We start from the raw sequence: 21,248 nt of genomic DNA on the forward strand, positions 1-21,248 counted from the left end.
GGTGAAGGCCGTGGCGTCCGGGCCGGCCGCGGAGGCGGGCGTCCGCCCGCCGGCCGCGGCGGTCCGGGGGCGGCGGGCGGGGGCGCCCTATCCGATCGTGCTGGCGCTCCTGGGCGTTCTGGTGGCGGGCACCGCGACGGCCGGGATCGCGGTCGGCTCGATCGGCGTGCCCGCCGGTCAGGTGTGGGGCATCCTGCTGCACCAAGTGGCCCCGGCTCTCGTCGAGCCGACGTGGACCCCGGTGCGCGAGACGATCGTCGTCGATGTCCGGTTGCCCCGGGTGCTGTTGGCCGGCGTGGTGGGCGCCGGCCTGTCGGTGGCCGGGATGGCGTTGCAGGCGCTGGTCCGCAACCCGCTGGCCGACCCGATGCTGTTGGGGGTGTCCTCGGGGGCCTCGGTAGGGGCCGTGCTCGTCGTGGTGCTGAACCTGAGCCTGTTCGGCCTGTTCACCCTGCCGATCGCGGCGTTCTGCGGGGCGCTGGCCGCCCTGGTCGCCGTCTACTTCCTCGCCCGCTCGGGCGGCCGGATGACGACGGTACGACTGGTCCTGGCGGGCGTGGCGACGGCCGAGGTGCTGTCGGCGGTGGCGAGCTTCCTGATCGTCACCTCGAACGATCCGCACAAGACGCAGTCCGCCCTGCGCTGGATGCTCGGCGGCCTGGCCGGCACCACGTGGACGACGGTGTGGATCCCGGTCGGTACGGTCCTGATCGGGACGGCCGTCCTGCTCGGCCTCTGCCGTCCCCTGAACCTCCTGCTGGCCGGTGAGGAAGCGGCCGCGGCCCTCGGGCTGGACGTGCACCGCTTCCGCGGCGCCCTGTTCACGCTGGTGGCCCTGATGATCGGCACGATCGTCGCGGTCAGCGGACAGATCGGCTTCGTCGGGCTGATCATGCCGCACGTGGTGCGGCTGCTCGTGGGGGCCGACCACCGGCGGGCGCTGCCCGCCGCCGCGCTCCTGGGGGCGGCGTTCCTGATCGCCGCGGACCTGGCCGCCCGGACCCTCATGAGCCCGGAGGAGATCCCCGTCGGCATCCTCACCGCCCTGGTCGGCGGTCCCTTCTTCCTCTGGCTGATGCGACGGAAGGCGGCGCGGTGATGAACAAGCCGAACGTGACGACCGGGGCGACCGGGGCGACCGGCACGACCGGAACCCCCGGGTCCCTCGAAGCCGAGGGAGTCAGCGTCGTCCTGGGCGGCAAGGTCCTCGTCGACCGGGTGTCCCTGCGGGCCGATCCCGGCGAGGTGGTGGGCCTGGTCGGGCCCAACGGGGCGGGCAAGTCGACGCTGTTGCGCACCTTCTACCGGGCGCTGCGACCCACGTCGGGGCGGGTGCTGCTGGACGGCGACGACGTGTGGCGGATGCCCGGCAAGCGGCTCGCCCAGCGGCTCGCGGCCGTGTTGCAGGAGACGTCCGGGGACTTCGAGTTGACGGTGTACGACGTGGTGGCCATGGGCCGCACCCCGCACAAGCGGGCCTTCGCGGGCGATGACGCCGCCGACCGCGACGTCATCACCCGGTCGTTGGACGAGCTCCACGTGGGCGCGCTGGCGCACGCGCCGTTCGACCGGCTGTCGGGCGGGGAGAAGCAGCGGGTGCTGATCGCCCGCGCGCTCGCCCAGTGCACGGGGACGATGGTGCTGGACGAACCGACGAACCACCTGGACCTGCGCCACCAACTCGACGCCCTGCGACTCGTCCGGCGCCTCGGCGTCACGGCCGTCGTCGCCCTGCACGACCTGAACCTCGCCGCCGCCTTCTGCGACCGCATCTGCGTGATGGCCGCCGGCCGCGTGATCGTGACGGGCACTCCGCGGGAGGTGCTCACGGCGGAACTCCTGTCCGACGTGTACGAGGTGGAGGCAGAGGTCATGGCGCACCCACGCACCGGGGTGCCCTTCATCAGCGTGCATCCGGGCCTCGACGGTCCGCCGGGTCGGGTCGCCCCTTCCGAGCCTTGACCTGACCTGCTTCGACGTGCTCCGGCCTGCTCCGGCCTCACCCGGACGGCGCTGGAGTGGACGGCGGGCCGCTGCGGGTACGTGACCACGGCCGACCGGGTCGCCGCGGCCTGGTGACGGCCGGCCGGGCGGTCCGGTGACACACGAAGACCTCACACGCTCCTCGCGTGAGCGGTCGGACAAGTGCTGAGGCGGGTCCTAGCCGGTGGGGACTCGGCCGGTGGGGAGTCGGCCGGCGCGGCGCAGCCCGGCGGGGGTGGTGCCGTACCAGCGGTGGACCGCGCGGCGCAGGGCGCGGGCGTCGGCGTAGCCGCTGCGGGTGGCGACCGCGTCGAAGGTCAGGTCGGTGTCGTGGAGCAGTTGGGTGATGTGGGCCCGGCGTACGGCTTCGACCTCGGTGCTCCAGGTGGTGCCGTGTTCGTCCAGGCGGCGTTGCAGGGTTCGGGTGCTGAGGGCCAGGCGCCGTGCGACGCCGGTCAGCGTCGGCGCGCCCTCGTCGTGGGCGGAGACCAGGGCGGCGCGGAAGAGGTCCAGCCAGTCGCGCAGGGGTATCGCCGAGGCGAGGGTCCGGTCGGCGTGGTCGCGCAGGACGGCGGAAAGGCCGATCTGGGCATGCGGGTTGGGGGCCTTGAGGTCGGCGGCGAGGAAGGTGATCGAGCTGACCGGGGCTTCGAACTCGATGGCGCGGGTGCCGTACAGCCGGGTCAGGGCGTCGTGTCGGCGGGGTGTTTCGGCGGCCAGCGCGACGTGGACGGGGACGAGGTCGCGGCGGGCGGCTTCGCCGAGCCGGCGCCGGTACACGCCCAGTGCGTACGAGCGGACGGCGCAGGCGGCCGGGTGGGACAGGTCGGACTCGTTGATGTGACTGATGGTGATCCGGTCACCGTCCTCGGCGATCCGCAGGTTGTCGGTGCGGGTGTCGAGGACGGTGGACAGATAGGCAGCCGCGTCCCGGATGCCGTCGAGCGGGGTGGCCGCGGAGGTGATCAGGTAGTCCCAGACCCCGAGGGTGCCGATGGCCGACTCCTGCGCCATCAACAGGGAGGTCTCCGTCCACGAGGCGTGGCCTGTCGTCAGTTCCAGGACGCGGATGATCGAGGCTGCGGGAGTCCGGCACGCGTCGTCGTCGAGGTGCTCGCGCGCCAGACCCAGCAGGTGGGCGTAGGTGTGTGGGGGTACGCCGACCAGCTGTGCGGCTTTGACGTTCAGTCGGGTGAGGGCGGACGAGGTCGTCCCCTGGTGTGCGTGTGAGACCACGAGGGCTGAGCATAGACCAGCGGGATTCGGCCACTTCACGCCGGAGGCCGGCGTCGGGTGTCCCCTTCGTGGCGCGGCCGGTCCCCCGTGGCGCGCGCGGTCCTCCGGCCGGCGCGTGCCGTCCTCGACCGGGGCTCGTTGGCGGCCCTAGCGTGGTGGTCGTTCGGGTCACGGCGCCGCCCCCCGCAGAGGGTGGCGCCGTCGATCCGCTGAGGTGGATGGCGACGGTCCTGCCGTACGGGGGTCGGACGGACCGCGCCATTGCCCGCGGGTTCAGGAGGACTGGCGGGTGTACGAGCCAGGCGTCTCGCCGAAGTGACCCTGCGGGCCGATCGCGGAGTTCGTCGCGCGGGGGCTCCGTCACAGGACGTTCATCAGGATGATGGCCACGAGGTTCAACAGGATGACGGCGATGACACCGCCCACGGCCATCCAGGCCCGTTGCGATTCGTCCATGCGTACGAGGCACCTCCCGGCTCGGGCGCGTCACCACGCGCGGCTCCGGCGGCGGCCGCTCGGGGGCGGTCCGCCCCCCGCCATCATGCCCCGGTTCCACCCGGCGCACAGTTCGGCCGCCGGTGGCCGCAGCGACGCGGTCGCACCCGCTCCGGTCAGGACACCCACCCGGTGGTCATGCCGAGGACGGCGGAACCGTCCCCGTCGGCCAGCTTCGTCCCGGTGAAGTCGCGGGCCCACTGCGAGGTCTGGATGCGGAACGCGGGGCGGTCCTCGGTCAGGGCCTCCATGACCGCCTCGGCCGCGCCGGCCGGGGTCTGGGCGCCGTCCAGGAACTGGCCGACCGTACGGTCGACGTAGCTGCGCATCGCGTCGGCGTACGGGCCGGCAGCGGCGATCCGACCCTCGATGTCGAGTCCGATGTTGTTGACGAACTCGGTGGCCACGGCGCCGGGCTCGATGACGGACACGCTCACGCCGACGGCGCCCGCGACGGGGGCGAGGCTCTCCATGTACCCCTCGACGGCGAACTTCGCCGCGCAGTAGGCCTCGTTGAAGGGCTGACCGACGACGCCGCCGACGCTGGTGACCGTGATGAGTCGACCCCCGGTGGCCCGCAGGTGCGGCAGGGCGACCTTGGAGACGTTGAGGACGCCGAAGAAGTTGACCTCCATGACCTGGCGGACGTCGGCGACTGTTTCGAGTTCGAGGGTTCCGACGTGTCCGGCGCCCGCGTTGTTCACGACGGCGTCCAGCCGGCCGTAGTCGGCGATCACGCCGTCGATCGCGGCGGCGACCGAACGCTCGTCGACGACGTCGAGCTGGCGGATGTCGACGTCCACGCCCGCCTCGGCGGCTGCCTCGCGCAGGGCGTCGGCCCGGCCGGTGTCACGCAGGGTGGCGATCGTGCGCCAGCCGGCCCGGGCGGTGGCAATGGCGGCGGCCAGGCCGATTCCGGAGGACGTTCCGGTGATCAGAACGGTGCGGCCGACTCCGCCGGAGGGCGCGGAAGCGGCGTCGGGCGTGGCTTCGGGGGTGACGGGGAAGGACGTCATGGCGGTCGCCTTTCACGGAACGTGATTTATGTGCGTGCACACACACCATAAAGTTATGTGCGTGCGCACGCAACCTCTAGACTGCCGACATGCCGAAGAAGCTCACCGAAACCGAGATGCCGGCGGCCGACTACGCCTTCTACGGACTGGTCTGGGCCGGCACCGTGATGACCGACCGCGTCGACCGGGCCCTCGTGAAGGCCCACGACCTACCCGTGTCCTGGTTCGAGGTCATGTTGTGGCTGGCCTCCAGCCCCGAGCCCGTACCCGCCTCCGTACTCGGCAACAGCACCCTGCTCAGCCGAAGCCAGGTGTCGCGGGTCGTGGACGCGCTACAGGCACGGGGCCTCGTGACGCGCACGCCCTCCACCCGCGACGCCCGGTCGGTGGAGGTGTCCCTCACGGAGGCGGGCCGCACGGTGTTCGCCGAAGCCGACGCCACCCGCCACGCAGCCCTCGCCCCGGCCTTCACGGACCTCCTCGACGAACGGGACCTGGAGGCGCTGGGCACCGTGTGGCGCAAGCTCAAGGCCGCGAAGGACGTCAAGGACGCGTAGGCCCGACCGCCGCGCCCTCGGGGACGGTCGGCGCCTCGGAACCGACGGCGTCTTCGGCGGACGCCAGCCCCGCGGCGGCCGCGAAGAGGCGGGCGCAGCGCCGCGTCATGGCCGCGGGGGTCTGCTCCGGGTGCTTGACCCACCAGCGCACGAGGGTGGCGACCAGGTCCCGCCAGACGTACTTGAGCGCGTCGGCGTCCAACGGGTCGCTGGATCCGGTCGCGCGCAGCAGCTCGGCGGTGCCCCCCGCGGCGAGCCCGTCGATGGCGGCCCAGTACTCCGAGGCCCGCCGCACGGCCTCGCCGTCGGGCGGCAGGGTGATGTCGTAGAGGACGAACCACGCCTCCCGCTGCCCCTCCAGGGCCGTGAAGAGGGCGTGCAGCACGCGCAGGGGGGTGTGCGGCGAGGTCCCGCTCGGGCCCATGGCCGCACGGATGGTGGCGAGGACGCGGTCGCCGACGGGGACCAGGCAGGCGACGTAGAGGTCCTCCTTGGTGCCGAAGTACTGGTGCAGCAGCGTCTTCGTGACACCCACCCGGGCGGCGATCGCGGGGAGCGAGGCGGCCGCGTAGCCGCGGGTTCCGAACTCCTCCGTGGCGGCTTCGAGCATCTGCTGCCGACGGTGCTGCCGGGGGACTCCCTTGGTGCCCGCTTTGGAAGGAGGGGTTGCCATGAGCGGATATTATCAGTAAGTAATTTACCCCTTGGTAAATTCCTGCCACCTCCGGAGCGCATCCATGGCCGGTACCACCGTTCAGCCGACGTCCCGTACCCGCTCCTGGTGGGGCTGGGGCTGGGCGGACGCCCACCCCGGCGACGCGGAGTGCGTCGCGATGGGCGCCCTGCTCCCCGGCACCCTCGCCCGCCCGCTCCCCCTGCCGCGCGTCCGCGACCTGGACGTCCCCGCTCCCGCCGTCGCACCGCCGCCGAGCCTCGCCCACCTGGTCCGCGACGACCCCGCGGACCGGGCGGCGCACGCCATGGGCAAGGCGTACCGCGACGTCGTACGGGCGCTGCGCGGCCGGCCCGGCCGCATCCCGGACCTCGTCGCCCGTCCGACGGACGAGCAGGGGGTGGCCGACCTGCTGGACTGGGCCGGTGACCGGCAGGTCGCCGTCGTCCCGTACGGCGGGGGCTCCTCCGTCAGTGGGGGCGTGGAGTACCGCGGTGACGCCCACCGGGCGGTGCTGTCCCTGGACCTGACGGCCATGGGCCGGGTCCTGGAGGTCGACACCGAGGGCCGGTCGGCCCGCATCCAGGCCGGCGCGCTCGGGCCGGCCCTGGAGGACCAGTTGCGGCCCCACCTGCTGACCCTGCGGCACTTCCCGCAGAGCTTCGAGTTCTCCACCCTCGGCGGCTGGCTCGCCACCCGGGCGGGCGGGCACTACGCCACCGGGCACACGCACATCGACGACTTCGTCCAGTCGCTGCGCGTCGTCACCCCGGCCGGCACCAGCAGCTCCTGGCGACTGCCCGCCTCCGGGGCCGGCCCGTCCCCCGACCGCCTGTTCCTGGGCTCCGAAGGGGCGCTCGGCGTCATCACCGAGGCCTGGGTGCGCCTCCAGGAGCGGCCCCGCCACAAGGCGTCCGCCGCGGTGACGTTCACCGACTTCCAGGACGCGCTGCGGGCGGTGCGCGCCCTCGCCCAGGGCGACCTCTCCCCCGCGAACTGCCGGTTGCTCGACGCCGGCGAGGCGGCGTTGGCCGGCGCGGGCCGGGGTGATCGCGCCGTGTTGGTGCTGGGCTTCGAGTCGGCGGACGAACCGGTGGCCAGGAGGCTGGAGCGGGCCGTGCGCCTCGCCCTCTCGTACGGTGGCCGGCGCGACGGCGCCACCACCGGCGGCGGCACGCCGGCCACGGCCCCGGTCGGCGACGCGGCCGTGCGCGCCTGGCGGTCCGCGTTCCTGCGGATGCCCTACCTGCGCGACGGCCTGGCCCGGATGGGCGCCGTCGCGGAAACGTTCGAGACGGCCGCGACCTGGGACCGGATACCGGGCCTGATCGACGCCGTGCGCACCGAGGTCGGCGCGGCGGCGCTCAAGGCCACGGGTCACCCCGCGACCGTCAACTGCCGCCTGACACACGTGTATCCGGACGGCGCGGCCCCCTACTTCACCGTGCTCGCCGCCGGCCGCGCCGGTGACGAGGTGGCCCTGTGGGACGACCTCAAGGCCGTGGCGGGCGAGGTCCTGCACCGCCACCGGGCGACCATCACCCACCACCACGCCGTGGGCCGTGACCACCGCTCCGGCTACGACCTCCAGCGCCCCGAACCCTTCGCCCTCGCGCTGCGGGCCGCGAAGGGAGTGCTGGACCCGCGGGGCATCCTGAACCCGGGCGTGCTGGTGGACTGAGCGGGTCCCACAAGTCCGAGGGGCCCGTGCGGCGACGTGGATCCGGCGTCAGCGGCGCGTCACCACGCCGACCAGGGCACGAGGCAGGTGTGCGGGGCGGCGCCCTCCGGGCACAGCCCCCTGATCACCGCCTTGCGGACCGCGCGGTAGGTGCGCAGCGAGCAGTCCAGACGGACGTGCAGGTCAACGGCCTGTCGTTCACCGGCGTCCGCGCCGGGGTGCTCGATGGCCCACTGATCGACGAGGAACGCGTTCGCCTCGGCCATCGGCGGGTCACCGTCGGAGGTCTCGCGGACGACGGTCCTGTCCGCGACGCGGGCAGCGCGGAAGGCCACCTCCCGGTCGATGATCTCCCCGACCCGGGCCAACCCCTCGGCGTCCGCGTACAGGCTGAACCTCATCATGCGTGTGGCCACCGACCGCACCGGTCCCTTCTCGACGCCCTGTACTCGATGTGCGGCGCCATGATTCCCCGGATGCCTCGGGGGCGTCCACCGCGTTTCGTCCCACCGCGCAACCGCTCAGCGCCGGCCTCACCCGTTCGGCCCAGCGGAATCGCCCGTACGGCAGTCCTGTCGGATCGTGTCCCGTGGAACGCCGGGCAGATCGGCCACTGGAAGGAGCATCCGCCCCAGGAGTGACCGGCCTCCGCCCCCGCCCGTCCCGACCTCCCCGGAGGTGCCGTCGTGCGCCGTTCCAAGCCCCTCACGTTCGCCTGTCTGCCCCTGCTCCTGGGCGCCTCGTTGGCCGGTGCGCCGGCCGTCGCCCGGGCCGAGGCGGCGCCCGCCGCGGCGTGCCCGACCGGCCGGTCCGCCGTGCGCGGCACCTGCGTACCGTCCGATACGGCGGCGTTCGTGCGCGAGCGGGTGCGCGACGCGCTCGCCCGGTACAAGTTGACGGCGGCCATGGCCGAGGTGTGGATCGACGGCGAGCGCGTCACGGAGGCGGCCTCCGGTCAGGCGATGACGGGCGTACCCGCCACCACCGACATGCGCTTTCGGATCGGCGCGGTCTCGATCCCCTACCTGACGACCGCGCTGCTGCAACTCGTCGACGCGGGCAAGGTCTCCCTCGACGACAAGCTCTCCCGCTGGCGGCCCGACGTGCCGCACGCCAACGAGATCACGGTGGGCATGCTGGCCTCGACCACCTCCGGCTACGCGGACTACGTCCGGGACCCCAAGTTCATCGCGGACCTGTACAAGAATCCGTTCCGGAACTGGACGGGGCCCGAGCTGGTGAACATCTCGGTGTCCACACCGCTGGTGCGCGAGCCCGGTTCGGGTTTCGCCTACTCCCACGCCAACTGGGTGCTCCTGGGCGACGTGATCTCCCGCCTCAAGGGCCGCCCGTTGGCCGAGGTGATGGAGACGGACGTCCTGGAGCCGATGGGGTTGACCGCGACCGACATCCCGACGACGGCGGAGATACCCGCGCCCGTCCTGCACGGATTCGACAACGAGCGCGGCGTGTTCGAGGACGCCACGTACTGGAACCCCTCGTGGACGCTGGCGCCGGGCGCCGTGATGACGGGCACCCTGGGCGACATGGCGAAGTCGTTCACCGCGATCGGCGAGGGCGAGTTGCTGTCGGCCGAGTCGCACCGCAAGCAGCTGGCGCCGGTCTCGCAGATCAATCCGAACACGTCCTTCTCCCTCGGTCTGGCCCTGCAGAACGGCTGGATCCTGCAGAACCCGTCCTTCGCCGGGTATGCGGGAGCCGTCGCCTACCTGCCCTCGAAGAAGATCGCGATCGCGACGGTGGCCACGCAGGGACCGGGCAGCACCGTGCAGAACGCGGCCGCGTCCTTCCTCGCGGACATCGCCAACCACCTCGCCCCCGAGGCCGCGCTGAAGGCGGAATGACCCGCGGGCCGACCGGAGGCCGCGCGTCGCGTCCGGCCCGACGGGTGTGTCAGGGGTTGTCGCCGCCTCCCGGTGCGCCGGGGGGTGGAATGCCGCAGACTCCGTGTAAGAGGCTCGACCGGCTGGCGCCCGTACGTCGCGTGCGGGTCGCCGTAAGGGTGTGTTCGGCGTGCTCGAAGTCCCGTTGTGGCTGTGGGGAACGTTCGCCGTGATCGTGGTGGTGTCGCTGGCGATCGACCTGCTGGCCCACCGCACCGCTCATGTGATCGGCTTCAAGGAGGCCGCCCTGTGGAGCGGCCTGTGGGTGAGTCTCGCCCTGGCCTTCGGCGGGCTGGTCTTCCTCGTCCTCGGCACGACGGCAGGTACGGAGTACACGACCGCGTGGCTGCTGGAGAAGAGCCTGTCGGTCGACAACCTGTTCGTCTTCGCGGTGATCTTCAGCTACTTCAAGGTGCCCCGCGCCTATCAGCACCGGGTGCTGTTCTTCGGGGTGATCGGGGCCCTCGTGTTCCGCGGCGTCTTCCTGTCCCTCGGCGTCGCCGTCGTCACCCGCTTCACGGCCGTGCTGTTCGTCTTCGCCGCGGTCCTCTTCTACAGCGCCTACAAGCTCGTCAAGGACGCGCAGGACACCTTCGACCCGGGCAGGAGCTTCGCCGTGCGGCTCCTCCGCAAGGTCGTGCCGGTCCGGGACGAGTACGCGGGCACGAAGTTCTTCGTGAAGGAGGCCGGCAAGCTCGTGGCGACGCCGCTGCTCGCGGTGGTCGCGGCGATCGAGGCGGCCGACCTGGTCTTCGCCGTCGACAGCGTTCCCGCCGTCCTCGCGGTCAGCGACGACGCGTTCGTCGTCTACACGAGCAACGCGTTCGCGATCCTGGGCCTGCGCGCCCTGTACTTCCTACTGGCCGGGCTGTTGGACCGGTTCCACTACCTCAGCAAGGGCCTGGCCCTCATCCTCGCCTTCATCGGCGTGAAGCTGATCCTCCAGGCCTCCCACAAGATGATCAGCCCGAGCATTCCCGAGATCCCCTCGCCGGTCAGCCTGGCCGTCATCGTGGTCGTCCTGGCCTGTTCCGTCGTCCTGAGCATCCGCCGACCACCCAAGGCGGAGGAGGCCGACCCCCCGCGGTCATCGGACGGGTCGCAGGACTGACCTCCCATTACGGGACATACGGGTTTATTGTTAAAAAATGAGTAAAACCGAGCATGAGACCGGTCCCCAAGGCGCGCTCGCGTGCCCGGCCTGCAAGCAGTCCGTGGGCACCACCGTCAAGAAGCGGCACAAGACGCTGGGGGTCTTCGTACCCGTGTGGGTCCCCGGCCCCTGCCACAACCCCGAGTGCCGCGAGTACCTGGAGGACCCGCGTCGCGCCGAGCACGGCCACGAGGCCCGCTGAACGACCCTCCCCGTACGGCGCGACAACCGGGCCCGCCCCGCCGGACCCGGTCGCGTCAGCGGCCCCAGCGCAGGGCGGCCGTCTGCACGGGGGCGTCCCACAGGCGCAGCAGTTCGTCATCGGCCCGGCACAGCGTCACCGAGCAGCCCGCCATGTCCAACGAGGTGACGTAGTTCCCCACGAGGGTGCGCGCCACCGGTACGCCCCGGGCGGCCAGGATCCGTGCCACCTCGGCATGGAACCCGTACAGCTCCAGCAGCGGCGTCGCTCCCATGCCGTTGACCAGGGCGAGCACCGGCCCGTCGGCGGGGGCGACCGCCGCCAGGTCCTCCAGTACGGCGGCCACCGTCACCTCGGCGATCTCCCGCGCGGGCATCATGGGGCGCCGCTCGCGGCCCGGTTCCCCGTGGATGCCGACGCCGAGTTCGAGTTCACCGTCCGGCAGGTCGAAGGTCGGGCTGCCCTTCGCGGGGGTGGTGCAGGCGCCGAGCGCCACACCGAAGCTCCGGGAGGACGCGTTGACCCGGCGGGCCAATGCGGCGACCCGCTCCAACGGGGCTCCCGTCTCCGCGGCGGCTCCGGCGATCTTCTCCACGAAGAGCGTGGCCCCGGTGCCGCGCCGACCGGCTGTGTACAGGCTGTCGGTCACCGCGACGTCGTCGTCGACCAGCACCCGCTCGACGCGGATCCCGTCCTCCTCGGCGAGTTCGGCCGCCATGTCGAAGTTGAGCACGTCACCGGTGTAGTTCTTGACGACGAACAGCACGCCCTGCCCCGAGTCGACGTCCATGGCCGCCCGCACCATCTGGTCGGGCACCGGCGAGGTGAACACCTCGCCGGGGCAGGCGGCGGACAGCATCCCGTAACCCACGAACCCGGCGTGCAGGGGTTCGTGGCCGGAGCCACCGCCGGACACCAGGCCGACCCGGCCGCCCTCCCGGGCACCGCGCCGCACGACCACCCGGCGCTCCACGTCCACGTCGAGGTCGGGGTGGGCGGCGGCCATCCCCCGCAGGGCGTCGGCGACCACCGTTTCCGCACTGTTGATCAGCATGTTCATGGAGTACCTCCCGGGTGGCCGATGGCGGTCGGCGGTCGGTCCCGGCCGGCCGCCGGGCCCCGCCGTACCCCCCAAGTGTGCCGCCGCGCCGGGGAGATCCGCGAGGGTGCCACGCCCGCCGACCCGCCGTCCACCGCCGTCCACCGCCTTCCGGCGGCGTGAGTACGGGCTCTACGTAAAGGTGGCACATGTGCGGATGAGCGGGGAAAATGCTGATTATTGGACTGTTTGCGCAGAGCGCAGGGGCGTGAGACGACCGGTTCCCGGCCGTCGGGAAAGGGACCCCCATGGTCAAGCGACTCAAGGAATCAGGGCTGGTCGGCGAACTCTCCGCCGAATTCGCCGGCACCATGATCCTCATCCTCTTCGGTTGCGGCGTGGTGGCCCAAGTGGTCGCCGGCGGAGGCCTGACGGACCCCGCGGGCGGGCTCGGCAACCACGACAGCATCGCCTGGGCGTGGGGCCTCGCCGTCACCCTCGGCGTCTACGTCGCGGCCCGACTCAGCGGCGCCCACCTCAACCCGGCGGTCACCGTCGCCCTCGCCGCCTTCAAGGGCTTCCCCTGGAGCAAGGTGGCACCGTACGCGCTGGCCCAGACGGCCGGCGCCTTCGTGGCGGCGCTGATCGTGCGATGGAACTACACCGAGGCCCTGGCGAAGGTCGACCCGGGTCACACGATCAAGACCCAGGGCGTGTTCTCCACGCTGCCGGCCAACGGAAACACGAACCTGCCGGTCACCGAGTGGGGTGCGCTGCGGGACCAGATCATCGGCACGGCGATCCTGCTGCTGCTGATCCTGGCGGTCACGGACCTGCTGGGCACGCCCCCGGGCGCCAACCTGGCCCCGTTCATCGTCGGCCTGATCGTGGTCGCGATCGGCATGGCCTGGGGCACCAACGCCGGCTACGCCATCAACCCCGCACGCGACTTCGGCCCCCGACTGGCCAGCTTCCTCACCGGATACGGCGGGGCGTGGCGCGATCAGTACGGGCACTTCTACTACTGGGTCCCGATCATCGGACCGCTCATCGGCGGCGTGCTGGGCGCGGGCCTGTACAAGGTCTTCATCGGCCGGTTCCTGCCGACCGCGGAACCGGAACCCCCCGGCCGAGTACCGAGTCCGGACGAGAGTTGACCCCGGAGCCGACAGGGGCCGGCGCGGATCCGCGCGGGAGCCGACCGGACCGAGAGAGTGACCGACCCGAGAGGAGGCCCTCCCATGGCTGACTTCGTCGGCGCGGTGGACCAGGGGACCACCAGCACCCGTTTCATGATCTTCGACCACGCGGGCAACGAGGTGGCGAAGCACCAGTTGGAGCACTCGCAGATCCTGCCCCGTGCGGGCTGGGTGGAGCACGACCCCGTCGAGATCTGGGAACGCACCAACTCGGTGATGCAGAACGCCCTGCGGCACGGGAACCTCTCGGCTTCCGACCTGGCGGCCATCGGCGTCACCAACCAGCGTGAGACGACCGTGGTGTGGGACCCGCGCACCGGGCGCCCCTACTACAACGCCATCGTCTGGCAGGACACCCGGACCGACTCGATCGCGGCGGCCCTGGAACGGTCGGGGCAGGGCGACGTCATCCGGCGCAAGGCCGGCCTGCCACCGGCCACGTACTTCTCCGGCGGCAAGATCCAATGGATCCTGGAGAACGTGGACGGGGTCCGCGCGGCGGCCGAGGAGGGCCACGCCCTCTTCGGCAACACCGACTGCTGGGTGCTGTGGAACCTCACCGGCGGCCCCGACGGCGGCATCCACGCCACCGACGTGACCAACGCCAGCCGCACCATGCTGATGGACCTGGAAACCCTCGACTGGGACGACGAACTCCTCGGCTTCTTCGACATACCCCGGGCGATGCTCCCGAGCATCAACCCGTCCTCGCACCCACAGGCCTACGGACAGACCCGCACGTCCCGCCCGCTGCGCGCCGCCATCCCCATCACCGGGGTCCTGGGCGACCAGCAGGCGGCCACCGTCGGGCAGGTCTGCTACGCGCCGGGCGAGGCCAAGAACACGTACGGCACCGGCAACTTCCTCGTCCTCAACACCGGTACCGAGCTGGTCCGCTCGCAGCACGGGCTGCTCACCACCGTGGCCTACCAGTTCGGTGACGAGCCCGCCGTGTACGCGCTGGAGGGATCCATCGCCGTGACCGGCTCCGCGATCCAGTGGCTGCGCGACCAGCTGAAGATCATCAATGACGCGGCGGACAGCGAACGACTGGCCCGCACCGTCGAGGACAGCGGCGGCATCTACTTCGTCCCCGCCTTCTCCGGCCTGTTCGCGCCGTACTGGCGCTCCGACGCCCGCGGCGCCATCGTCGGACTCGCCCGCTACCACAACAACGGCCACTTGGCCCGCGCCGCCCTGGAAGCCATCTGTTACCAGAGCCGCGACGTGGTGGAGGCCATGGAACAGGACTCCGGCGTCCACCTCGACGTGCTCAAGGTCGACGGCGGTGTGACCGCGAACGACCTGTGCATGCAGATCCAGGCCGACGTCCTGGGCGTACCGGTCAGCCGGCCGGTCGTCGCCGAAACCACCGCGCTGGGTGCCGCCTACGCCGCCGGTCTGGCCACCGGCTTCTGGCGGGACACGGACGAACTGCGCACCCACTGGCAGGAGTCCGAGCGCTGGGCACCGCAGTGGTCCGAGGAGCAGCGCGCGCAGGGCTACGAGGGCTGGAAGAAGGCGGTGGAACGCACCCTCGACTGGGCCAAGGTCGAGTAGGCCCGGCGGGTTCCGCTCGCGCACATGGGCCGCGCCGCGGCGGGTAGGCGCGGCCCATGAACACGACGCTCGAACCCTCGCTCCTCACCACGGCCGCCGAGACGTCGGGCGGCGCCTGGCTGCTCCCCCTGATCGGCATCGTCATCGCGGCGATGCTGATCGCCGCCGTCTGGTGGGGGATCAAGCGGCGTCGGACGATGCGCACCGGCCGTACGGTGCCGGGCGACTCCGCACCGGGCACCACCGCGACGCCGCCGCCGGCTGACCCCGGTGACTTCGCCGGTGACCAGGGACACCGCGGGCCGCACGACTTCCCCGGATACGGGAACATCGGCGACGGCGGCGAGAAGCGCGACGCCTGACCGTCCCGACGGCTCGACGCCGTTGAGGGCCCGCACCCCCGGGGGTGCGGGCCCTCAACGGCGCAGGCCGTCCGTGATCGGGCCGGCCCGGCGCTGACCATGGAGGGCCGCTCGTGATCAGGGAGAGCCGTCCGTGATCGGGCGGAGCTCCCGGTGATCAGGCGGAGCCGCCCGTGATCAGGGCGAGGAGTCCGGGCAGCCCGCCCTCGGCGAGCGCGCGGCGCTGGCGGTCGGCGGGCGTGCCCTCGCGCAGGAGCCGGGTGACGAGGGCGCTCACCTCCCGGTGATCGCCCGCCTCCTCCAGTGCGGGCCCGATGTGGCGCAGTAGGGCGCACATCACGTCGCCGCCGCTGTGCGGGCGGCCCGCCGGATCGAGGAGGGTGCCGCTCAGGCCGTACCGGGCGGCGTGCCAGTTGCCGGCCTGGACCAGCTCCGGCGCGGTGACGGCGAGGGGGACCCCGGCTTTCTCCTCCGTCATCGCGGTGGCGACCAGAGCGCGGATGATCCCGGCCAGCATCACCGCCTCGTCGGCCTGGAGCTGTACGTCCGCGCAGCGGATCTCGACGGTCGGGTAGCGCTCGGAAAGCCTCGCCTGCCAGTACACCTGGCCCCGGTCCTCGATCACCCCCGACTCCAGCAGGGCGTCGAGGCGGCGTTCGTAGTCGGCTTGGCCGTCGAAGTGCGGTAGGGGTCCACTGACCGGCCAGCGGCCGAACACGATGGTGCGCCAGCTCGCGAACCCGGTGTCCTCGCCGTTCCACAGGGGCGAGTTCCCGGACATGGCGAGGATGGTGGCGAGCCACGGTCGGATCCGGTTCAGCACGGCCGTACCGGTCTCTCGGTCGGGTACCCCCACGTGCACGTGCATCCCGCTGATCAGCTGTTCTCCGACCAGTTGCCGGGCCGTCCCCTCCATCCGCCGGTACCGGGCGTTCGCGGTCACGGGGATGGGGACGGCCCCCCGCAGGGGTGCGGCGCCCGTGGCGGCGATCCGGCAGTCGTTCGCCTCGGCGGCCGAGGTCAGAGCGTGGCGCAGGCGCAGCAGGTGACCGCCCACCTCCTCCAACCGGGTGCACACGGGTGTGGCCACCTCGATCTGCGCCTGGAGCAGCTCGTCCTGAACCTCGCCGCGTTCCGCGACGAGCCCGAGTCCGGCCGTACGGCGTACGTCCTCCACGTACGGCGCCGGGAGCCCCGTAGCGGGGTCGACCAGCAGGTATTCCTCTTCCACACCGACGGTGATCACGCCCTGCGGCTACCCGCAAGCGTCATGATCACCCCTGCGGGGGACGGCGTACCCGAGAGGGCGCCGACGGGGCGGCCCCGTGCGTCCACTACGACAGCTCGCTGACCGTCGGTTACTGGCAGCGGAGCGTCGAGGACGCCCTCGGCTCCTGATCCGCCCCCGCCGCACCCCTCCGGGCACTACCTGATCGACAAGCCCCCGACCGAAGTGGGCCCGCCGCCCCTGGAGCGGGACGCGCCCGCGTGGGTGGCGGCGTCCGGAGCGGTGCCCGCGGGCGAGCAGTACGTCACGCTCACCCTTCAGGGCACGGGCAAGGAGACGGTGGTCCTGGACAGCATGACGGTCCGTACGGCCGGCAAGCGGACGCCGCTGCCCTGGAACGACTACGCCATGGGTTATCCGGGCGTCGGCTGCGGCGCCGGTGTGCCGACGCGTTCCTTCACCGTGGCCCTCGACGCCGCGCGGCCGACCTTCGCGCCCGCGGCCGGGGAGCGGAACTTCCCGTTCATGGTGAGCGAGTCCACGCCCGAGGTGTGCTACGTCAAGGCGGACGCCTCCGCGTACGACGTCAGCTGGTACCTGGAGCTGGCCTGGTCCAGCGGTTCCCGGCACGGCACGGCACCGTCACGATCGACCACAACGGCAAGCCGTTCCGTACCAGCGGCCACAACGGACGCCCCGGTTTCGAGTTCCCGCTCGGTGGTGAGGGACGGGCACCGGCGGGGTCGGCCTCCTGACCCGGCGCCCCGGCCGGCTGCGCGGCTGACCGCCAGCGACCGCGGCTGTACCGGGAGCGCACGGCCCGGGCGTCCCGGAGCGGTTCCGGACGATCGAACATACGATGGGCGGGAACCGGCGCGGGCGGCACGCCGTGCCGCCCGCCCACAGCACTCGGGGTGGAGACGACGTATGGCACAGGCCGCCGAAACGGCGCGGACCGTCATCCTTACCGTGGACGACGACCCGGGGGTATCCCGCGCCATCGCCCGTGACCTGCGGCGCCGCTTCGGCGCCGAGTACCGGATCGTGCGCGCCGAGTCCGGGGAGTCCGCGATGGAGGCGCTGCGCGAGCTGAAGCTGCGCGGCGATCTGGTGGCGGTCATCCTCGCCGACTACCGCATGCCGCAGATGAACGGCATCGCGTTCCTCGAAGAGGCCATGCTCGTGTACCCGGGCGCCCGGCGGGTGCTGCTCACCGCGTACGCCGACACCAACGCGGCGATCGACGCGATCAACGTGGTCGACCTCGACCACTACCTGCTCAAGCCCTGGGACCCGCCGGAGGAGAAGCTCTATCCGGTCCTGGACGACCTGCTCGCGGTCTGGCGCGCCGGCGACCACCGGCCGGTACCCGCCACGAAGGTGGTCGGGCACCGCTGGTCGGCGCCCTCCTCGGCGGTCCGGGAGTTCCTGGCCCGCAACCAGGTGCCGTACCGCTGGTACTCCTCCGACGAGCCGGAGGGCCGCCGGCTGCTGGAGGCGGCCGGGGTCGACGGGCAGCGGCTGCCGCTGGTGGTGACGCCCGACGGTGGCGTGCTGGTCGAACCGGAGCCGGCCGAGCTGGCCGCCCGCGTGGGGCTCGCGACGACCCCGACCGCCGAGTTCTACGACCTCGTCGTGATCGGCGGCGGCCCGGCCGGGCTCGGTTCGGCCGTGTACGGGGCGTCGGAGGGGTTGCGCACGGTCCTGATCGAGCGGTCGGCCACCGGAGGGCAGGCCGGGCAGAGCTCCCGCATCGAGAACTACCTCGGCTTCCCGGACGGCGTATCGGGCGCGCAGCTCACCGAGCGGGCCCGCCGGCAGGCCGGCCGGTTCGGCGCCGAGATCCTGACGGCGCGCGAGGTCACGGGGCTGGAGGTCAACGGTGCGGCCCGCGTCGTCCGCTTCTCCGACGGCTCCGCGGTCGCCGCGCACAGCGTGATCCTGGCGACCGGCGTCTCGTACCGGCAGCTCCACGCACCGGGTTGCGACTCCCTGACCGGCTGCGGGGTGTACTACGGCTCCTCGCTCACCGAGGCCGCCTCCTGCCAGGGGCAGGACGTGTACGTCGTGGGTGGTGCCAATTCCGCCGGGCAGGCGGCGATGTACCTGTCGCGGGGCGCGAAGTCGGTGACGCTGCTGGTGCGCGGGGAGTCCCTGGCCGCCTCGATGTCGTACTACTTGATCCAGCAGATCGAGGAGGCGCCGAACATCACGGTGCGCCCCCGGACCGTCGTGGACGAGGCGCACGGCGAGGGACACCTGGAGCAGTTGACGTTGCGGGACGTGGACAGCGGGGCGACCGAACTCGTCGATGCCCAGTGGATGTTCGTGTTCATCGGCGCGGCCCCGCTGACGGACTGGCTGGACGGGACGGTGCTGCGCGACGAACACGGTTTCATCCTGGCGGGCCCGGACCTCACGCCGGACGGGCGGCCGCCGGCCGAGTGGGAACTGGACCGCGCGCCCTACCACTTGGAGACCAACGTGCCGGGCGTGTTCGTGGCGGGTGACGCGCGCGCCCAGTCCGCGAAGCGCGTCGCGTCAGCCGTCGGAGAGGGAGCCATGGCCGTGATGCTCGTCCACCGGTACCTGGAGCAGTCGTGAGCGGGCAGGTCATGCCCTGCGCGCCGCAGGAGATCAGCTCGCTGTTCCTGTTCGAGAAGCTCTCGCCGGAGCAGCTCGGCTGGCTGTGTGCGCAGGGGCGGGTGGAACGGTTCGAGGTGGGACCGGTGTACACCGAGGGCGACCCGGCCACCTGTTTCTACGTGATGATCGAGGGCACCGTCGTACTGGCCCGCCGGGTGGGCGGCGACGACGTCGAGGTGAGCCGCACCTCGCAGCGCGGGGTGTACGCGGGCGCCATGCAGGCGTACTTGGGCGACCGAGTGCCGCAGACGTACACCAACTCGATGCGGGTGACCGAGCCCACGCGGTTCTTCGTGCTGCCCGCGCAGTCGTTCGCGGACGTCATGCGGGAGTGGTTCCCGATGGCCGCGCACCTGCTGGAAGGTCTGTTCTTCGGATCGAAGAACACCCAACGGGCGATCGGACAGCGCGAACGGCTGCTGGCACTCGGATCGTTGTCCGCAGGTCTCACCCACGAGCTGAACAACCCGGCCGCGGCGGCGGTACGGGCCACCGCGGCGCTGCGCGAGCGGGTGGGCAAGATGCGGCACAAGCTGGGCGTCATCGCCCAGGGACCCTATCCGCGCGAGGTGCTCGCCGGCCTGATCGACATCCAGGAGCGGACCGCCGAACGCGTCGCGAAGGCGCCGTCGTTGAGCCCGCTGGAGGCGTCCGACCGGGAGGACGAGCTCGCCGACTGGCTCGACGACCACGGCGTCACGGACAGCTGGCGGGTCGCGCCGACCTTCGTGCAGGCCGGCTTGGACACGGACTGGCTGGAGCAGGTCGCGGCAGCCGTGGACGAGGACATCCTGCCGGGGGCGATCGGCTGGCTCAACTACACGGTCGAAACAGAGCTGTTGATGGACGAGATCAACGACTCCACCACCCGCATCTCCCACCTAGTGGACGCGGCCAAGCAGTACTCGCAACTCGACCGCGCCCCGCACCGCGTGGTCGACGTCCACGAACTGCTCGACAGCACCCTGTTGATGTTGTCCGGCAAGATCGGCTCCGGCGTGCGGGTGGTCAAGGACTACGACCGCTCCCTACCCGACGTACCGGCCTACCCGGCGGAGCTCAACCAAGTGTGGACCAACCTCATCGACAACGCCGTCTTCGCCATCGGGAGCACCGGCCGCGAGGGCGTGTTGACGGTCCGCACGGCACGGGAGGGGGACCGGCTGCTGGTGGAGTTCCGCGACACGGGGCCCGGTATCCCGGCGGACGTCCGCAACCGCATCTTCGATCCGTTCTTCACCACCAAACCGGTCGGCGAGGGCACCGGTCTCGGCCTTGACATCTCCTGGCGGATCGTCGTCAGCAAGCACCACGGCAGCCTCCAGGTCGAATCGGTGCCGGGCGACACCCGTTTCCAGGTGCTGCTCCCACTGACCGCCCCGGAAGCCGAGGTGTTCCCCGAGGCTTCCGAAACCGACACCACCGAGGAGGACTCCGTATGACCGGCATCGACGGCATCGAGGGCATCGACCCGAGCGTCCCGCCCACCGGCCCCGGCTGCGCCGACTGCGACGAGGCGGGCGGCTGGTGGTTCCACCTGCGGCGCTGCGCCCAGTGCGGCCACGTCGGCTGCTGCGACTCCTCACCGGGCCAACACGCCACCGCGCACTGGAAGTCGAGCGGCCATCCGCTGGTGCAGAGCTTCGAGCCGGGCGAGGAATGGTTCTGGAACTACGCCACCGACGCCATGTTCGAGTCGGGGCCGGAGCTGAAGCCGCCGGGCGGCCACCCGTCGGACCAACCATCGCCGGGACCCGCCGACCGGGTCCCGCAGGACTGGGCGAACCAGTTGCGTCGCTGAGGCGACGCCCCCGCCGCTGCCGTAGGACCGCGGAAACGGGCCGACGGCAACGGCGGACACGTACCGCCGGGAGCGCGACGGGCCGGGTTCAGCAGGAGCGGACCGGCTGGAGGTTGTGCACGAAGCGGGCCGAGACCCAACCGTTGAAGCCCTGGATCCGGTACCAGACGGGGTTGCCGTCCACCCAGCCGCCCCGCTTCTGGCAGTTGAGCAGGATGCGCTGGTGCGGACGCAGCACCTTCACGACGTCCGAGTACACGGTCGGCTTCTGCCGGACGTAGAGCGCGGCGTCGGACACCACCTCCCCGACGGGGTGGGCGGCCCTCGGCGCGCTGAGCGCGGGGACGTCCGCGTACTGACCGGCGGCCCCCGCCGTGGCGGCTCCGGGGCCGAACAGCACGGCGGCCCCCACCGTGCACACGAGTACCGTTCTCTTCATCCTTGCACCGCTCTCCACGAATCCGTACCGGCACCGAATGACCGGCGGGCGCTCAGCGCCTTCAGCGCCCCACA

The 21,248-nt window shown here is 71.9% G+C and carries 20 protein-coding genes and 1 pseudogene; 14 read left to right on the top strand and 7 right to left on the bottom strand.

What is annotated here, in order from left to right; translation table 11 throughout:
* Window positions 1-10 precede the first annotated feature (10 nt).
* Both ACZ4XJ_RS03470 and ACZ4XJ_RS03475 read left to right on the top strand, forming a co-directional pair.
* Window positions 11-1,099, top strand: coding sequence for a FecCD family ABC transporter permease (locus ACZ4XJ_RS03470; protein ID WP_468495143.1), 1,089 nt, complete (start codon window positions 11-13; stop codon window positions 1,097-1,099).
* Complete coding sequence (locus ACZ4XJ_RS03475) at window positions 1,099-1,962, top strand: ABC transporter ATP-binding protein (protein WP_468495144.1); 864 nt, start codon at window positions 1,099-1,101, stop codon at window positions 1,960-1,962. Before ACZ4XJ_RS03470 ends, ACZ4XJ_RS03475 begins: the two co-directional genes overlap by 1 nt.
* A 198-nt stretch (window positions 1,963-2,160) precedes the next feature.
* Here ACZ4XJ_RS03475 and ACZ4XJ_RS03480 read toward each other — a convergent pair whose 3' ends face one another.
* Complete coding sequence (locus ACZ4XJ_RS03480) at window positions 2,161-3,219, bottom strand: AraC family transcriptional regulator ligand-binding domain-containing protein (protein ID WP_468495145.1); 1,059 nt, start codon at window positions 3,217-3,219, stop codon at window positions 2,161-2,163.
* 611 nt (window positions 3,220-3,830) lie between these two features.
* Complete coding sequence (locus ACZ4XJ_RS03485; RefSeq protein ID WP_362884205.1) at window positions 3,831-4,730, bottom strand: SDR family oxidoreductase; 900 nt, start codon at window positions 4,728-4,730, stop codon at window positions 3,831-3,833.
* An 89-nt stretch (window positions 4,731-4,819) separates the two neighbouring features.
* Between ACZ4XJ_RS03485 and ACZ4XJ_RS03490 the strand changes: the two genes are divergently transcribed.
* A complete protein-coding gene (locus ACZ4XJ_RS03490) occupies window positions 4,820-5,287 on the top strand; it encodes a MarR family winged helix-turn-helix transcriptional regulator (RefSeq protein ID WP_468495146.1) in 468 nt (155 codons plus the stop codon).
* On the opposite strand, the gene ACZ4XJ_RS03495 is transcribed toward ACZ4XJ_RS03490, so the two are convergent.
* Window positions 5,274-5,960 (bottom strand): TetR/AcrR family transcriptional regulator, encoded by a 687-nt coding sequence (locus ACZ4XJ_RS03495; protein ID WP_468495147.1) that lies wholly within the window; start codon window positions 5,958-5,960, stop codon window positions 5,274-5,276. The genes ACZ4XJ_RS03490 and ACZ4XJ_RS03495 overlap by 14 nt on opposite strands.
* A 64-nt stretch (window positions 5,961-6,024) precedes the next feature.
* On the opposite strand from ACZ4XJ_RS03495, the gene ACZ4XJ_RS03500 reads away from it, so the two are divergent.
* Window positions 6,025-7,641, top strand: coding sequence for an FAD-binding oxidoreductase (locus ACZ4XJ_RS03500; protein ID WP_468495148.1), 1,617 nt, complete (start codon window positions 6,025-6,027; stop codon window positions 7,639-7,641).
* 59 nt (window positions 7,642-7,700) lie between these two features.
* Here the strand turns inward: ACZ4XJ_RS03500 and ACZ4XJ_RS03505 are convergent, their stop codons facing one another.
* The gene (locus ACZ4XJ_RS03505) at window positions 7,701-8,045 is read right to left on the bottom strand and encodes a hypothetical protein (protein WP_468495149.1); all 345 of its coding nucleotides are present in this window, start codon (window positions 8,043-8,045) and stop codon (window positions 7,701-7,703) included.
* A 282-nt stretch (window positions 8,046-8,327) separates the two neighbouring features.
* Here ACZ4XJ_RS03505 and ACZ4XJ_RS03510 point away from each other — a divergent pair, with 282 nt between their 5' ends.
* From ACZ4XJ_RS03510 to ACZ4XJ_RS03520, 3 genes are all read left to right on the top strand, one after another.
* Entirely contained in the window at window positions 8,328-9,506 is a 1,179-nt protein-coding gene (locus ACZ4XJ_RS03510) for a serine hydrolase domain-containing protein (protein WP_468495150.1), read from the top strand.
* Between the two features lie 169 nt (window positions 9,507-9,675).
* Entirely contained in the window at window positions 9,676-10,656 is a 981-nt protein-coding gene (locus tag ACZ4XJ_RS03515) for a TerC family protein (RefSeq protein WP_468495151.1), read from the top strand.
* A 37-nt stretch (window positions 10,657-10,693) separates the two neighbouring features.
* Window positions 10,694-10,900, top strand: coding sequence for a hypothetical protein (locus ACZ4XJ_RS03520; protein WP_362884193.1), 207 nt, complete (start codon window positions 10,694-10,696; stop codon window positions 10,898-10,900).
* A 55-nt stretch (window positions 10,901-10,955) separates the two neighbouring features.
* On the opposite strand, the gene dhaK is transcribed toward ACZ4XJ_RS03520, so the two are convergent.
* Window positions 10,956-11,960: a dihydroxyacetone kinase subunit DhaK gene (gene dhaK / locus ACZ4XJ_RS03525; protein WP_468495152.1), complete on the bottom strand. Its 1,005-nt coding sequence runs from the start codon at window positions 11,958-11,960 to the stop codon at window positions 10,956-10,958.
* A gap of 287 nt (window positions 11,961-12,247) precedes the next feature.
* On the opposite strand from dhaK, the gene ACZ4XJ_RS03530 reads away from it, so the two are divergent.
* The 3 genes from ACZ4XJ_RS03530 (at window position 12,248) to ACZ4XJ_RS03540 (ending at window position 15,060) form a co-directional block, all read left to right on the top strand.
* Window positions 12,248-13,096, top strand: a complete 849-nt coding sequence (locus ACZ4XJ_RS03530; RefSeq protein WP_362884190.1) for an MIP/aquaporin family protein — start codon at window positions 12,248-12,250, stop codon at window positions 13,094-13,096.
* 84 nt (window positions 13,097-13,180) lie between these two features.
* A complete protein-coding gene (glpK, locus tag ACZ4XJ_RS03535; RefSeq protein ID WP_362884188.1) occupies window positions 13,181-14,698 on the top strand; it encodes a glycerol kinase GlpK in 1,518 nt (505 codons plus the stop codon).
* Between the two features lie 56 nt (window positions 14,699-14,754).
* Complete coding sequence (locus ACZ4XJ_RS03540; RefSeq protein WP_468495153.1) at window positions 14,755-15,060, top strand: DUF6479 family protein; 306 nt, start codon at window positions 14,755-14,757, stop codon at window positions 15,058-15,060.
* A 157-nt stretch (window positions 15,061-15,217) separates the two neighbouring features.
* Here the strand turns inward: ACZ4XJ_RS03540 and ACZ4XJ_RS03545 are convergent, their stop codons facing one another.
* Window positions 15,218-16,306 (bottom strand): carboxylate-amine ligase, encoded by a 1,089-nt coding sequence (locus ACZ4XJ_RS03545; RefSeq protein ID WP_468495154.1) that lies wholly within the window; start codon window positions 16,304-16,306, stop codon window positions 15,218-15,220.
* 117 nt (window positions 16,307-16,423) lie between these two features.
* On the opposite strand from ACZ4XJ_RS03545, the pseudogene ACZ4XJ_RS03550 reads away from it, so the two are divergent.
* The 4 genes and pseudogenes from ACZ4XJ_RS03550 to ACZ4XJ_RS03565 form a co-directional block, all read left to right on the top strand.
* Window positions 16,424-17,043: pseudogene (locus ACZ4XJ_RS03550) on the top strand (transcriptional regulator); the annotation flags it as partial.
* Between the two features lie 172 nt (window positions 17,044-17,215).
* On the top strand, window positions 17,216-18,892 hold the full coding sequence (locus tag ACZ4XJ_RS03555; protein WP_468495155.1) for an NAD(P)/FAD-dependent oxidoreductase: 1,677 nt from the start codon (window positions 17,216-17,218) through the stop codon (window positions 18,890-18,892).
* Window positions 18,889-20,376, top strand: a complete 1,488-nt coding sequence (locus ACZ4XJ_RS03560) for an ATP-binding protein (protein ID WP_468495156.1) — start codon at window positions 18,889-18,891, stop codon at window positions 20,374-20,376. Before ACZ4XJ_RS03555 ends, ACZ4XJ_RS03560 begins: the two co-directional genes overlap by 4 nt.
* Window positions 20,377-20,381: 5 nt before the next feature.
* Window positions 20,382-20,735 (top strand): UBP-type zinc finger domain-containing protein, encoded by a 354-nt coding sequence (locus ACZ4XJ_RS03565; protein ID WP_468495445.1) that lies wholly within the window; start codon window positions 20,382-20,384, stop codon window positions 20,733-20,735.
* Window positions 20,736-20,823: 88 nt separating this feature from the next.
* Here ACZ4XJ_RS03565 and ACZ4XJ_RS03570 read toward each other — a convergent pair whose 3' ends face one another.
* Complete coding sequence (locus ACZ4XJ_RS03570) at window positions 20,824-21,174, bottom strand: hypothetical protein (RefSeq protein WP_468495157.1); 351 nt, start codon at window positions 21,172-21,174, stop codon at window positions 20,824-20,826.
* Between the last annotated feature and the right edge of the window lie 74 nt (window positions 21,175-21,248).

Source organism: Streptomyces sp. NPDC029836, assembly GCF_055574495.1.